Origin of the sequence: Acinetobacter sp. 197 (assembly GCF_048148385.1) — a bacterium.
Taxonomy (GTDB): domain Bacteria; phylum Pseudomonadota; class Gammaproteobacteria; order Pseudomonadales; family Moraxellaceae; genus Acinetobacter; species Acinetobacter pecorum.
In genome coordinates this window covers 1-14,985 of the sequence record NZ_JAYWZK010000003.1, presented here as the reverse complement: position 1 = coordinate 14,985, position 14,985 = coordinate 1, and the positions used below count along the sequence as shown (strand labels likewise).

General features: G+C 44.3%; 9 protein-coding genes and 1 tRNA gene. 3 read left to right on the top strand and 7 right to left on the bottom strand.

What is annotated here, in order from left to right; genetic code table 11:
• Window positions 1–95 precede the first annotated feature (95 nt).
• The 7 genes from VXQ11_RS04110 to VXQ11_RS04080 form a co-directional block, all read right to left on the bottom strand.
• The gene (locus tag VXQ11_RS04110; protein ID WP_144724178.1) at window positions 96–956 is read right to left on the bottom strand and encodes an alpha/beta fold hydrolase; all 861 of its coding nucleotides are present in this window, start codon (window positions 954–956) and stop codon (window positions 96–98) included.
• 278 nt (window positions 957–1,234) lie between these two features.
• Window positions 1,235–2,506, bottom strand: coding sequence for an OprD family outer membrane porin (locus VXQ11_RS04105; RefSeq protein ID WP_191730339.1), 1,272 nt, complete (start codon window positions 2,504–2,506; stop codon window positions 1,235–1,237).
• An 802-nt stretch (window positions 2,507–3,308) separates the two neighbouring features.
• Window positions 3,309–4,328 carry a 4-hydroxy-2-oxovalerate aldolase gene (gene dmpG / locus VXQ11_RS04100; RefSeq protein WP_144724180.1) on the bottom strand — a complete coding sequence of 340 codons (1,020 nt, stop codon included), beginning with the start codon at window positions 4,326–4,328 and terminating at the stop codon, window positions 3,309–3,311.
• 11 nt (window positions 4,329–4,339) lie between these two features.
• The gene (locus VXQ11_RS04095; RefSeq protein WP_064102218.1) at window positions 4,340–5,236 is read right to left on the bottom strand and encodes an acetaldehyde dehydrogenase (acetylating); all 897 of its coding nucleotides are present in this window, start codon (window positions 5,234–5,236) and stop codon (window positions 4,340–4,342) included.
• A 21-nt stretch (window positions 5,237–5,257) separates the two neighbouring features.
• Window positions 5,258–6,055, bottom strand: a complete 798-nt coding sequence (locus VXQ11_RS04090; RefSeq protein ID WP_064102217.1) for a 2-keto-4-pentenoate hydratase — start codon at window positions 6,053–6,055, stop codon at window positions 5,258–5,260.
• Window positions 6,056–6,462: 407 nt separating this feature from the next.
• Entirely contained in the window at window positions 6,463–7,131 is a 669-nt protein-coding gene (locus VXQ11_RS04085) for an HAD-IA family hydrolase (protein WP_064102216.1), read from the bottom strand.
• Between the two features lie 326 nt (window positions 7,132–7,457).
• Window positions 7,458–8,429 carry an RluA family pseudouridine synthase gene (locus VXQ11_RS04080; RefSeq protein WP_064102215.1) on the bottom strand — a complete coding sequence of 324 codons (972 nt, stop codon included), beginning with the start codon at window positions 8,427–8,429 and terminating at the stop codon, window positions 7,458–7,460.
• 765 nt (window positions 8,430–9,194) lie between these two features.
• Here VXQ11_RS04080 and VXQ11_RS04075 point away from each other — a divergent pair.
• From VXQ11_RS04075 to VXQ11_RS04065, 3 genes are all read left to right on the top strand, one after another.
• Window positions 9,195–12,698, top strand: coding sequence for an Rne/Rng family ribonuclease (locus VXQ11_RS04075; RefSeq protein WP_064102214.1), 3,504 nt, complete (start codon window positions 9,195–9,197; stop codon window positions 12,696–12,698).
• Window positions 12,699–12,871: 173 nt separating this feature from the next.
• Window positions 12,872–14,713: a long-chain-acyl-CoA synthetase gene (locus VXQ11_RS04070; RefSeq protein WP_416705490.1), complete on the top strand. Its 1,842-nt coding sequence runs from the start codon at window positions 12,872–12,874 to the stop codon at window positions 14,711–14,713.
• A 195-nt stretch (window positions 14,714–14,908) separates the two neighbouring features.
• A tRNA-Lys gene (locus VXQ11_RS04065) sits at window positions 14,909–14,984 on the top strand.
• Window position 14,985: the final 1 nt, after the last annotated feature.

Here is a 14,985-nt window from a genome sequence, read left to right as displayed (position 1 = left end):
GAATGAGAATCATATTCATTTATATACGGTGCGTTGAATATATAACGTATAAAAAAGGATGGCCGAGCCATCCTTTTTTTAAAACTGTATCAAACTTATTTTACGCCGTGAACAGCCAGGTAGTTTTTGATTACAGTATTGAACTCATCTGCTTTTTCAACTTGAGACCAGTGACCACATTGGCTGAAGATGTGCGCATCAGCATTTGGTACCACATTCAAGATATCCCATGTACGTGATACTGGAATTACTACGTCTTGCGTACCGTGAATCAATAGTACTGGCACAGTGATGTCTTTCATTTTCTCAAAGTCGAGCGGGAATTCAAAACGGTCACGGTCACGTGCGCCTACCACATCCATCAAACGGTTTGAAGCATAGTCATTTGCTGCTGAAGCAAAACGTACTTTTACCAGTTCATCTGTAATCAGGTCTTTGTTCACTACGAACATAGACAGGGTTTTCTTGATCCCTTCTTCTGTAAGAACTGGGTTTGCATGTGCTTTCAATGCAGCAGTCTGTTTTGCGCCGCCCGTACCCATAGATACGATACCGAGTACACGCTCTGGATAATCCAGTGCCAACTGGAATGCCAACCAGCCACCTAAAGAGTTACCCACCAGCCAGGTTTTTTCGATACCTAACGCATCTAAAGTCCGGATCGCATGGTCTACCCATGCGCGGATACCATATTGTGTACCTGGAGCAACCACTGTCTGACCATAGCCAATCGTGTCAATTGCGATACAACGTGCTTGTTCACCAATTGAAGGCAGGTTCAACCACCAGTTCGCTGCAGCCGATACACCTGTACCTGAACCGTGCAAAAACAGAATTGGTGTACCTTCACCAATTTCGTGGTAATGGGTCAACTCACCTTCAGCGGTTTCAATCCATTTGTCTTCTAAGCCAAAGAATGGATCTGTTTGATAGTCAGGGATTTGAACAGTGCTCATATTGCTTCCTCTTACAGTCTTTAGCTTGCGTGTCCCTCTATTTTCAAGAACGCCACGTCAAGTTGACTCATTAAAATGACTTGTGTACACCCTTATATTAACCGCTCAACTGCAATCAACTGATACAAAATTTCGATTGCACCCTATAAAATAGATATAATTTAAGTCATTGTTTTAATTATTAATTTAAAATAAACCCTACTAAATTTAAGGCTTTAATTGGTTTCTTAAACATTAAAGGCAGCCAGAAAACTGACTGCCTTGAAAATACGCTGATATTAGAATTTATAGGTATAAGTGGTGGCCACGCGGTATTCCTGCAGATCTGGTTTTGCCGGATTGGCAAAATTCACATCAATATACATCCCCTGTACGCCTAAACCTTTTAACTTACCTTCTGGCACAGTGTAGTTGATGATCGCATTCACCTCATCGGTATTGAAGTTCTGACCTTGATAGGCCCCAGTACCTTTCTGATCGTATCCTTTAAAATAAATCGCTGTAGCATTCAGGCCCTTCAAACCGACTTCAGAGAAGTCATAGCCATAAGAAACGTTCCATGATTTTTCTTCTGGTGCAGTAAAGGTTGCTACTCCCCAGTTCGCCAGATAAGGCTGTGGCACCCAGCCACCTAACGTCGGGAATGCGCTATTACCAAACATTTGCTGGTAACCCACACCGACGGTATGTGCACCATGATTCACTTTTGCAGCTGCAGATAAGGCCTGATTGTCGATCTCACCATATAGCTTATCGCCAGATTCAGAGTTATTGAAATAACGGACATTGCTGTCTAATCTGGTTTTTTCACCCAACTGGGTTTTATAACTCAGGCCCAGATAATGCTGCTGGTAAATGTCCTGAACATCGGCATACCAGTAACTTGCGCCCACTTCTTTGCTGAGCTGATGGTCTACACCTGCAATCCACATACCGTCAGAAGCTTCACCATTATCGTAATAGTTTTTGCCTCTAGCAGGCGCAAACAAGGTTAAATCACGGAACTGATTGTCGTAACGGTTATTGATTTTATCCACATACGCCAAAGTCAGTTTAGTATCTTTAATCTCTTTGGATTCTAACCAGGCACCGTTATAAGTCGTTAATAACTGACGCGATGGATCGAATACCAGAACAGGAGATACCGGAAGTAACTCCCCTACTTTTAATTCAGTCTGTGAAATTCTGGCTTTCAACGTTGCACCAATTTTACCGAAATGGTCTTTTGATTTCTTGCCATCATGCGGTAAAACCCAGTCTGGATTGCGATCACGAGCTTTAAGTTTGACTGCATGCTGAACCAGAACGTCAGCCCCGACCTGCACCCCCGCACCGATATCATGATAGCCAGACTTGGCATCCAGCGTTATACCTTGCGACCATGAACCCCAGTTACGTGCCGAATAATTATCCTGATATTGGCGGTCTAAATAGAAATTTTTAAACTTCAGTTGAACATTGCTGTCGTCAATAAAATCTGCATTCGTTGCAGTTGTCCCTAAAGTTGCTGTCGCAGCAAGTATTGCTATCCATAAATTGTGACGATGCATGATGAGTTCCCCATTCAGCAGATAAAATCCATGCCGCCATCATGCGTAAGTCAATTTCAATAAAAAATCCGACCACAGTATTAAAGTTTTCCCCCTTTGACTCTTCATATTACCGAGTCCTATTTAAGCGATAAATCTCTTAGATTTTAAAGCGATTAATAAAAATAAAAATTTGACCAGACATTTAATTCAATTTTTTGTTTCTTCTATTAATAAGAGCAAATTTTTAAAAAACTTTAAAATATCAGTTTTTATTTATCGTTTTTATGTTTAAGGAAATTATCAGAATTATTTTTAATAAATAAAGTTTAATAAAAATAATATCTCATGCTATCGTTTTAATATATTACTAATATCCAAATATAACTCGCTAGATCTCTCTTTCAACTCCTCAACATTTTGATTTAAATATCCAAAAATAAATATTTTATCTACGAATGTTTCTTCTTCATGCCAAGTTCAACAAAGATATCAATACAGCTCAAAATTTATAATAAAAACATGAATGAGGACTTACCTTATTGCATCTCAAACGACATTTAGCTGTTGTGGTCCTGGCTATAGCATTCCTACTTTTGAGTTCAAGGCTGGCTATTCTTTACTGATGGCATTATTGAGCCTTGCTGAACCAGTATGGATTTACTTAAACTTCGACCGGCCATCTCATTTGACCGCGGCATAGGCATCACCGCTCATTGAAGAAAAAGTTCTCCAATAATCATCCAACTCTTAGGGATGGCAATGCTGGAAGCAATAAAAAAGCGCCCTTTCGGACGCTTTTTTTCACATCAACTTCAAGCCATTAAGCTTGTAATTCACGTGCTTTAGACATCGTCAAAGCTAAATCTTCAATCATGTCTTCCTGACCGCCAACCGTACCACGGCGACCAAGTTCCATCAGGATTTCACGCGCAGATACGCCATATTTCGCTTCAGCACGTTTTGCAAACAATAGGAATGAAGAATAAACACCCGCATAACCTAAAGTCGCCGCATCACGGTCCGCACGAATTTGATGCGTCATCATTGGAATGATGAGGTCTTCTGCAACGTCCTGCACCTTAAACAAGTCAACACCTGTTTCAAGTTGCATACGGTTCGCTACCGCAACAAACAATTCAAGTGGCGTGTTACCCGCACCTGCGCCAAGACCTGCTGAGGCCAAGTCAACACGAGTTGCACCTGCTTGTACTGCTGAAACAGAGTTCGCAACACCCATACCTAGGTTATGGTGACCGTGGAAACCGATTTCGATATCAGAACCAAGGTTTTCACGTAGAATACCAACGCGATCAGTCACGTCTTGTGGCAACATGTAACCTGCAGAGTCAGTTACATACACACAGTTTGCACCGTATGACACCATTTTTTGTGCTTCTTCAAGCAATTTTTCTGGAGAAGCCATGTGCGCCATCATCAAGAAGCCCACAGTGTCCATACCCAATTTACGTGCAGCAGTAATATGCTGTTCAGATACATCTGCTTCAGTTGAATGTGTTGCAACACGAATCGTTGCTACACCAACGTCATGTGCCATTTTCAAATGATCAACTGTACCAATACCAGGAAGTAAAAGTGCAGATACTTTCGCTTGTTTAAGGTTTGGAATCACCGCTTTCAGGTATTCTTCGTCAGTTGCTGCTGCAAAACCGTAGTTTACAGAGTTACCGCCAAGACCATCACCATGTGTCACTTCGATTAACGGTACACCCGCTTCATCAAGTGCAGTTGCAATCGCAACCATTTGCTCAGGTGTAGTTTGATGGCGCATTGGATGCATACCATCACGTAAAGTCATATCATTAATAATAATTTTAGACATGTGGTAACTCCTTAAGCTTCAGCTGCGTTTAAAACACGTTCTGCAAACATTTCTGCTGTACGTGCAGCTGCTGCAGTCATAATGTCAAGGTTACCTGCATATTTAGGTAAGAAGTCACCTAAACCTTCTACTTCTAGGAAGATAGAAACACGGTTACCATCAAATACTGGACCATTCACAAGTTTGTAACCTGGTACATATTTTTGAACCTCGAGGATCATCGAGTGAACAGATTCAGTAATCGCTGCTTGATCCGGCTCGCCTTCAACGAGACAGTGAACAGTGTCACGCATCATTAACGGTGGCTCAGCCGGGTTAATAATGATGATCGCTTTACCTTGTTTCGCGCCACCCACTTGTTCAATTGCGTCAGCAGTTGTACGTGTGAATTCGTCGATGTTTTTACGTGTACCTGGACCTACAGATTTTGTAGATACAGTTGCAATGATTTCACCATATTCAACAGGTTGAACACGTGAAATTGCAGCAACCATCGGAATTGTTGCCTGACCACCACATGTCACCATGTTTACGTTTGGCACTTCACCTTGTTCAAGCAATGCTTCAAGGTTTACAGGTGGTACGCAGAATGGACCGATTGCAGCAGGTGTTAAGTCAATCATTAACACGCCAAGTTCATTTAACTTGCGGCTGTTTTCAGCATGTACGTATGCAGAAGTTGCATCAAATGCAATTTTAATGTCATCTTCAAGAACGTGAGGAAGAAGACCATCTACACCTTCAGCAGTCGTTTTTAAACCCATTTTCGCTGCACGCGCAAGACCTTCAGAAGTTGGGTCAATCCCCACCATCCATACTGGTTCTAACCATTCGCTGCGTTGTAATTTGTAAAGCAGATCCGTACCAATATTACCTGGACCGATCATTGCACATTTAATCTTTTTCATGAATGTACTCTCAATATTTTCTTATTCAGCAGCAAATGCAGCTGTTACTGAACCAAAGCCTTCAATCTCAACAACGAATTCGTCGCCTGCGTGGGCTACAACCATTGGACCAAGCGCACCAGTCAAAATGATGTCACCTGCAAGTAATGGACGACCACGGCGTACCATTTCGTCAGCCAACCAAACTGCGGCATTTAATGGGTTTGCAAGACAAGCTTTACCTATACCTTGAGACACGACTTCTTCACCGCGAGTCATGGTCATTTTGCAATTTACAAGGTCAAGATTGTCAAGTTTCACAGGACGTGAACCCAATACGAAAGCCGCTGAAGATGCGTTATCAGCAACCGTATCGATTAGACTGATTTTCCAGTTTTCAATACGGCTATCCACGACTTCTACTGCAGGAAGTGCATAGTCGGTTGCACTGATAATGTCTGCATAAGTGTGTTTTTCTTTGGTTAGATCTGCTTTGATCACCAATGCAATTTCTGCTTCAACTTTCGGCTGAATCAGAAGGCCGGCCGGAATCGCTTCACCGTCACCGTATGCCATATCCGCGAACAACATACCAAAATCAGGCTGATCTACACCCAGTTGTGCTTGAACGACTTTAGAAGTCAAACCAATTTTACGACCGACCAGACGGCGACCTTCAGACAAAGCACGTTCGGTATTCACTTCCTGAACGGCATAGGCGATATCTACGTCAGCACTTTCACCGCCAAGTTCCGGGCGAATTGGTGTGATCGCGGTTTGTGATAATTCAGCGCTACGCAGTGCTTGTGCAACTGATTCAACGACAGCAGAATTCGACATCAATGTTTCCTTAAACTGCAAAAATTAGGCTTATGCTGGAATCTGACAGGACAGAAAATATGCACATAATCAGGCCGATCACGTGCATGACCTACCTTTATCAGAGTGAGCATAGGAGTAAACGGTTTTAGGATGGGAAAAATCCGGCATTTGTGCCAATAGTTATTTTATTTTTTGCTATAGCTATTATCTATAAGGACCAATTATAAAAATTAATATAAAACAAAATCTTAAATCTTAGATTAAATCATTATTTAGCAGAATAGTGACCATAACCTGATTCCACAAAATCAGTATAATTATGGTCTTAGACTAAAAGATAAGAATAAATGCTTAAATCTGCAGCGTTCCCCCAGCCAATTTAAACCCGGGAAATCAGTCCTTTTTGCTGTAACTAAGATAATAAATTAAACGGCCTGTTTCCATTGGACTTTAGCCAATAGTTCTTTATGTAAATCAGCCACATCGTCCACGATACTGGCCGGATTAAATTGCGCCAGAAGTTCAGGCTGATGCACGCCATAACTTACGCCGATACTTGGCATGGCGATATTCATGGCCATTTCCAGATCATAGGAAGTATCGCCAACCATGATCGCTTCATGTGTCTCTACACCGGTTTCAGCCAGAATTTCCTGCAGCATAAGTGGATGAGGTTTGGAACGGGTCTCACTCGCAGCACGCGTGCTGATAAACAGGGCCTCACTGTTGGTCTGTCTTAATACACGATCCAGACCTTTACGGCTTTTTCCTGTGGCCACTGCCAGCTTGATACCTTGATCTTTTAATGCATATAACATTTCAGATACGCCCTCAAACCAAGCATCCTCAACCGAGTTCGCGACATAGTGTTCTGAATAGGCCTGTAAAATATCGCTATGTAGTTCTGGCACACCTGGAAAAAGTCGCTGTGCAACTTCAGGTAAACCCAGCCCAATAATACTCTTCGCATCTGCAGCGGTTAAAGGTTGCTGAAATTGCTGTGCGGCAAATTGCAGGCTTGCCACAATCTGACCGACAGAATCAAATAAAGTGCCATCCCAATCAAAAATGACCAGTTTTACAGGTGAGTTCATCTAAGGTTCCTAATATTTGATTCAGTCTAAATCCACCCCGATCCTCCTTTAAAAAAGGAGGGAGAACGGCATACAGGTATTCGCTACTCGATTGCGACATGGATGTCGCTGTAGATCTGTGGCGCAAGGACGCGCCATCATATCTACAAAAGATTTTTGTTACTTTTCATCTCTGAAAAGTAAGCCAACGCCCACACAATGCTTCGAATAAAACAAATACCTATTGCAGCATTACCTTAATTTCACATTGCGATAACTTTTCAAATCCCCCTCACTCCTCTTGAAAAAGTAGGGCATCAAAGAGGATTCATTAAAAAGCTAAAAAATTACTCATCATCTTCCGTAGCAATGACAACCTTATCTGCCTTCTGCGCTCTTAACTGCGCCACCAGACTTTGCATATCTTCTGGCAATGGCGCTTCAATGGTCGGATAACCCGGAATCTCTAAACGCATGGCATGCAGACACAGACGGCGTGGTTTTGGGCCACGATATTCGGTTTCATGTCCATACTTTTCATCACCGACCAACGGATGACCAATACTCAAACCGTGTACACGAATCTGATGGGTACGACCAGAAAGTGGAGATGCATAAACCAATGTGGCATGCATAAAACGTTCTTGCACGTTCCACTGGGTTTTAGACTCCTTGCCTTCTTTCGGTGACACGCAGACCCGGCGCTCGCCGTTGGCCAGCTCATAACGATGTAAAGGCGCATCAATCAGCTGCTTGTCTAAAGTGACCTGCCCTTTTACCACCGCTGCATAGGTTTTTTTGATCTTATGTTCACGCAGCATGTCTTGCAGAGTTTTAAGCACACTGCGCTTTTTGGAAATCATCACCAGACCGGAAGTATCACGGTCAATCCGATGAATCAGTTCCAGATATTTTTTACCGGTTGCGGCACGCAAGCCTTCAATCAGGCCATAGGCTACACCGCTACCGCCATGCACGGCAATTCCTGATGGTTTGTTGACGACCATCAGGCCCTCATCTTCATAAATCACGCGAGCAAGCAGGCCTTGTGCGACCTTGTCCGAAACAGGGGCCGCGGTTTCGTCTTTCTGCTCATAGCGGATCGGTGCAACGCGAATCTGATCGCCGATTGCGAGTTTGGTTTCTGCTTTAATGCGTTTTTTATTGACGCGAACCTGGCCTTCACGAATCAGACGATAGATACGACTTTTTGGCACACCTTTCAGACGACTAAACAGAAAATTATCGATACGTTGTCCATCTTGATGTTCATCCACTTCAAACCAAGTGACGTTTTGCCATTGTTGCGTAGAATTCATACAGTTACTATGACCTAAAAAATACTAAAATTGATTAAAAACTGATCATTTAGGTTATGCTTTACACAAGAAACATAAGCTTAGCCCATAGGCAGATGATGCAAGGTTTGATATAGTCAGCGCACGGAAACCATCGTTTGTGAGTAAAAATTAAATCATTTCAGATTTTTCTGAACTTGATTGTTCAATTAAAGACTCACATGATACGAGAAGGTCCCCAAAGAATTATGCCACGCCGAAGGCTTATTATATCGGCAAACAAAGCAAACTGTTGCGTTTAATTGTACCTCAGGTACATAAATCAGTTTGTCTTAAAAAATATGTCGCCAACCTAGTTGGTTTTTAAACGTAAACTGATACACATCAGATTAGTCGCAACCTGAAGACGACTTCAGGCTACAGCGTTGATGCATTGGATCTGCACAGTTTGTAAAGATACGACGACAATTCCGTATCAAGACACTTTCTATAAAGAAGGGATGATCTTCGAGCAATGTGACAGTGAAAGTTACACACATCCAATGTACCGCTCGTCCGCCAGTGAAGCGTTCAGGTGACTTTAATCCGTTTAAAGATTGAAGCCGTATTGCCATCATCAATACGTGAATCAAAACCGAAGCCCATCTATATTAAATAGAGCTCGGTCATAAAAGACTCAAACCACAATGAAATTCATTGCAGATTTGAGCCATTGATCCGTGATGTGTGATGTTTGCTACGTGTATAGCGATTTTTTGCTGTGTATCACTATAAGGTGTTACACCCATGAAACGTATGTTGATTAATGCAACACATGCCGAAGAAATTCGCGTTGCACTTGTCACTGGTCAGCGTCTTTACGATTTTGATTTAGAAAATCGTACCCGTGAACAAAAAAAATCCAATATTTACAAAGGTCACGTGACTCGCGTTGAACCGTCTTTAGAAGCTGTATTCGTTGAATACGGTGCAGGTCGTCAAGGCTTCCTGTCAATGCGTGAAATCGCAAATTCTTATTACAAAGCCGACCCTCGCCAGACTTCAAATATCCGTGAACTGATCACTGAAGGCACCGAGCTTCTGGTTCAGGTGGAAAAAGAAGAGCGTGGCAACAAAGGCGCTGCCCTGTCTACCTTTATCTCTCTCGCCGGCCGTTATTTGGTCTTGATGCCAAACAATCCGAAAGGTGGTGGTATCAGCCGTCAGATCTCGGGTTCAGTGCGTGAAGAACTGAAAGAAATGCTGGCTTCTTTAAACGTGCCACGCGGCATGAGCGTCATCGTGCGTACAGCCGGGATCGGTCGTTCACAGGAAGAACTGCAACTCGACTTGCAACACTTGCTCGACCTTTGGGCACAAATCCAGAAAACAGCAAGTTCTGGCCCTTCTCCAATGTTGGTGCATCAGGAAGCGGGCGTGGTAACACGTGCCATTCGTGATTACTTACGTGATGACGTTGCAGAAATCCTGATTGACTCTGAGCAAGCTTATAACGAAGCCTATAACTTCGTAAAAGCGGTGATGCCACTTCAATTAGACAAATTAAAAACTTATACCTTAAATGAGCCTCTATTCGCTCACTTCGGTATCGAAAGCCAGATCCAAACGGCTTATGAACGTGAGGTGAAACTTCCTTCTGGTGGTTCGATCGTGATTGACCAGACTGAAGCTTTGGTGTCAATTGACATTAACTCAGCAAAATCGACCCGCGGTAGCGACGTTGAAGATACTGCGTTGAACACCAATATTGAAGCAGCAGAAGAAATCGCGCGTCAGTTGCGTTTACGCGATATCGGCGGTCTGGTAGTGATCGACTTTATCGACATGACCAAAGATCGTAACCAGCGCATGGTTGAAGCGAAACTTCGTGAAGCCACTCAAAGTGACCGTGCCCGTATCCAATTCGGTCAATTATCACGTTTTGGTTTAATGGAAATGAGCCGTCAACGTCTGCGTCCTTCTCTGGAAGAAGCGACTGGCTACGTTTGCCCACGCTGCCATGGTACCGGTATGGTACGTGATCTTCGTTCTTTATCCCTTTCGATTATGCGTAAAGTGGAAGAGATTGCCCTGCGTGAACGTCATGGTGAAGTTCAAGTCGAAGTTCCAGTCGAAATCGCAGCTTTCTTATTGAATGAAAAGCGTCATACCCTGGTATATTTGGAACAGACGTCAAATGTGCGTGTTACTGTGTTGCCGCATCCGCATCTGGAAACACCGCATTATGAAATTACCTATAATGCCGAAGGCTTTGCACCAACCAGCTATGAACGTACTGAAGCAACTCGTTCAAGTGAAAAAGAGCTGGGTTATGAGTCGTCTGAATGGCATTTAGAAGAAGAACAACATACGCATGCTGCTGCGCCAGCGCCTGCCCCACAGCAAAATAACGGCAGAAACAATAAACGCCGTAATAATCAGCAAAATCCAAATGTACAGCAAGCACCTGTTGTTCAACCGGCTCCTGTCCAAGCGCAAGTTGCTGCACCTGCAACCAGCCCATGTGCATGGTTAGAAAACCTGTTTGTACAAAAGCAAGCTACGACTGTTGATCAATCGCGTACCGCCAACAATGCAGCAGCAGCGATTGAACAGATGATCAATGGCGGTGCAGTAAGTCGTGGTCAGTTCGGTCACGTCGCAGCACCTGTGGCACAGCCCGCTGCACAACAGGTACAAAACCATGTACAGCCACCTGTACAACAACAAGTTGTAGCACCTGCGAACAATGCTTATTTGGTACCATCAACAGTAGCCCATAAGCAGGAACGTGATGCTACAGAAAAACCAGCAGAGCGTGAGGAAAGAACGCCTCGTCACAACAATAAAAAGCCGCGCAATCCGAAGCACAGAGAGCCGCGTGAGCAGGTTCAGTCTGAAGCCTCTGCTCCTCAGCAACACCAGGTGCATGAAGAAGTCGTTCAGGTATCTCGTCAAGAGCAACGTCATGAAGCACGTGAAAACAAGCGTAATTCTCGCCGTCAGCATCACAACGAGCCAACTCAGCAAAATGATGTTCAGAACAATGAACAGTCACAACAGGCTGTACCACGTCGCGATCGCCGTAACCAGCCACGTCAGGAACGTCCAAATCGCCACCGCGATCCAAGCGTGCTGAATGAGCAGGCATCACAAACTGTACCTGCTGTTGTTGAGGCTCCAGCAGTCGATGACAAACAGCTTCGTGTTGAATTGGTCGATGCGCCACGTCAAGACGTGATGCCAACAGCCATGGTGGTAAATATTGACCAGGCGAAAAGCGAAATCGTGGCATTGAATGACAATGCTGCAGTTGTAACGCCAGCGGTTGAAGTTACTGCTCCAGCAGATGCGCCAGTTGAAGAAGCCGCTGCTGAAAATGTGGTGGAAGCTACACTAACAGCAGTCGACGAGAAAGCTGTGCCAGCTGAAATCAGTGCTGAAAAACCACGTGCCAGCAACGATCCGCGTCAGCGTCGTCGCCAGCAACGTGAACGACACTCTCAACAGCCGGCAGTTCAGCAGTTGACCCCGTCACAAGTGCCAACTCTGGGCCAGTTCACCATTGGCAGCCTGATTCGCCATGTCTATGGTGAAGACTGCTCGGTGCTGATTGAGCAGTTTGGTTTGTTGCCAACGTTCAACCGCGCTTTAGATAAGTTCACAAAAGAGTACAACGCGAGTCTGGTGCGGGCAGCAACGCCTGCCGCAGAGAAAAAGCCAGTCACTCGTGATGTTCAGGTGACAGTAGCCAAGGTGGAAGTAGAACCAGCTCCAGTTCTGGATCTGACACCACCAAAACCGGTGTCGGACAAACGTGTCGCAAATGATCCACGTGAGCGCCGCCGTCTGGCTAAACTGGCTGCTGAACAAGCCTTACAACAAGCCAAACAGGCTAAAACAGAAACAGCTCCGGTGGTTGAAACTGCGCCTGTAGCAACTGAAGCGCAAGCAGAGCCTGCCCAACCTGTGGTAACTGAAGCTGCAGTACAGGAAGTAACTGCTGAAGAAACCGTAAATACTCAGCCAGCTGAACAGGCGACTGAAACCACGGCACAAGTGGAGGCTGCTCCTGAAACTGAAGTGGTAGTTACCGAAACTCAGGCTGAAGATACTACCCCAGTTGAAGCAAATACTGAGTCAGAAGTATCTGAATCAGAAGCACTTGTGGTAGAGACCCAAGGCCAGGCCGAAGTAGAGGCAGAGAAAACTGAAACCAGCGAAGCTGAAAAAGTGGAGAAGCAGGCCGCTCGCCCACGTCGTCCACGTGGTCGTCCACCGAAAAAAGCAAATACTGCAACTGAATCATAATTTGCTCAATTGCAGTCATATAAAAAAACCTAGTCATTTCGGTGACTAGGTTTTTTTTGCTAGATTTAGTCAGAATAGGTTGATTGCACTAGCTTTTTAACGCTAAAAGATGGATAGCTCGCCTACTGTATATAAATCGAACGTATCGGATATGAAAAATAAATAGGATTCTCATGACCCAAATGAAACCACATGATCTTATTGGTATTGCAGATGTTGCTGCCAAGCTCCCGACTTTCTTGACCAAAGTACCCCATTTACTTACCGGTCTAAGACAGGCGTATTTACGTACTCCGAATACACCGGCCGGGCTGGGTCTGGCTTTTGAAAAAGCAACCAAGCGCAACCCGGACGGCATCGCCTTGCATTTTGAAGACCAAAGCTACAGCTATGCCACTCTCAATGCCTGGGCCAACCAGATTGCACATTTCTATCTGTCTTTGGGTGCCAAGAAAGGTGATGTCGTAGCTGTAATGATCGAGAACCGACCTGAACTGATTGCCAGTGTGATTGGTCTGGCTAAACTGGGTGTGACGAGCGCTTTGGTCAATACCTCACAAGTAGGCAAGGTATTGGCACATAGTATTAATCTGGTCAAACCAATTGCCCTGATCGTCGGTGAAGAGTGCGGTGAGGCTGTGAATGAAATTCGTAATGACCTGAATATTAGTGGTGAACGCCTGCACTGGTTTGCAGATCAGAATACTCAAACCGATCCGGGTCAGGCACCGGAAGGCTTCGTTAACCTGGCTGAAAAAATTGATCTTGCTCCAAAATTCAATCCGCCGACTACCCATTCAGTACAAGGCAAAGACGGGCTGTTCTATATTTATACCTCAGGCACTACCGGCCTGCCCAAAGCGGTCATTTTTACCAATGGTCGCTGGACCCTCGCTTATGGCACCTATGGGCATGTGCTGAATCTCCATAAAGATGATGTCATGTACTGTACCCTGCCACTTTATCACGCTACTGGCATGGTCGTGTGCTGGTGTGGTGTCATTGCAGGGAGCAGCACCCTGGCCATTCGGCGTAAATTTTCAACCTCCTCTTTCTGGAAGGATGTGAAAAAATTTGATGCCTCTGCGATTGGCTATGTCGGTGAGTTATGCCGCTATTTGATGGACGCTCCCCCATCTGAACTGGAGAAAGGCCACCGCGTGACCAAGATGATTGGTAACGGGATGCGTCCGAATATCTGGGACAAATTTAAATCCCGTTTTGGCATTCAGGAAGTGCTGGAACTGTATGCGTCCAGTGAAGGCAATGTCGGTTTTAGCAATATTTTCAATTTTGACAATACCGTCGGTTTCTCCCCGACACCTTATGCCATTATTGCTTTTGATAAAGATAAACACGAGCCGGTACGGGATGCCAAAGGACACTGCAAGCGGGTGAAAAAAGGTGAAACTGGTTTACTGATTGGTAAAATTACCCGTCGTTCACCTTTTGATGGTTATACCGACCCTGAAAAAAACAAGTCAGTCATCATGCAGGATGTATTTAGCAAAGGTGATGCTTATTTCAATACCGGAGATCTGGTACGCAATATCGGCTTCCGTCATGCCCAGTTTGTCGATCGTTTAGGTGATACTTTCCGTTGGAAAGGTGAAAATGTTTCTACAACTGAAGTGGAAAACATGCTGACTGAGTATGACAAAATCGTTGAAGCCGTAGTTTATGGTGTAGAAATTCCAAATACCAATGGTCGTGCCGGTATGGCTGCGATTACCCTGAAGCCCGATGTAGAATTAAATGATGCAGATTTAGCCGCCATGGCTGCTTGTTTTAAAAAATGCTTACCGGCTTATGCGGTACCTGTATTTCTGCGTATACAACAGCAGGTTGAAACTACAGGCACCTTCAAATACCAGAAAAATAAATTGAAAGAGCAAGCATTTGATCCAAGTAAAACCGATGAACGCCTGCTGGTTTTATTGCCAGGTGCAACTGCATATTCGGAGCTTACAGCAGAGGTTTTTTCCAATATCCAGGCCTATCAATATCGCTTCTAAGTACTGAAGTTGCCTGTTTTTTGTTTAGATAAAGCATAATTGTTGTATTTATAATCAAACATGGGCAACTTTGTTATTTTTTACTTGCGCTGCAATGAGATCTTGCTACAATACGCTCCATCAAACAAAGTGGTGCTTTGAGCTATTTAGCTTGACTTGCACTGCATATTCAAACCTAGTTTGAATACTGGTTCAGGGCCGTTAGCTCAGTTGGTAGAGCAGTGGACTTTTAATCCATTGGTCCCGCGTTCGAGTCGCGGACGGCCCACCAT

Excerpts from the sequence above, each read along its gene's own strand:
- VXQ11_RS04105 (WP_191730339.1), bottom strand. The coding sequence starts at position 2,506 with ATGCATCGTCACAATTTATGGATAGCAATACTTGCTGCGACAGCAACT.
- VXQ11_RS04090 (WP_064102217.1), bottom strand. The coding sequence starts at position 6,055 with ATGTCGAATTCTGCTGTCGTTGAATCAGTTGCACAAGCACTGCGTAGC.
- VXQ11_RS04070 (WP_416705490.1), top strand. The coding sequence starts at position 12,872 with ATGACCCAAATGAAACCACATGATCTTATTGGTATTGCAGATGTTGCT.
- VXQ11_RS04095 (WP_064102218.1), bottom strand. The coding sequence starts at position 5,236 with ATGAAAAAGATTAAATGTGCAATGATCGGTCCAGGTAATATTGGTACG.
- dmpG (WP_144724180.1), bottom strand. The coding sequence starts at position 4,328 with ATGTCTAAAATTATTATTAATGATATGACTTTACGTGATGGTATGCAT.
- VXQ11_RS04110 (WP_144724178.1), bottom strand. The coding sequence starts at position 956 with ATGAGCACTGTTCAAATCCCTGACTATCAAACAGATCCATTCTTTGGC.
- VXQ11_RS04075 (WP_064102214.1), top strand. The coding sequence starts at position 9,195 with ATGAAACGTATGTTGATTAATGCAACACATGCCGAAGAAATTCGCGTT.
- VXQ11_RS04080 (WP_064102215.1), bottom strand. The coding sequence starts at position 8,429 with ATGAATTCTACGCAACAATGGCAAAACGTCACTTGGTTTGAAGTGGAT.
- VXQ11_RS04085 (WP_064102216.1), bottom strand. The coding sequence starts at position 7,131 with ATGAACTCACCTGTAAAACTGGTCATTTTTGATTGGGATGGCACTTTA.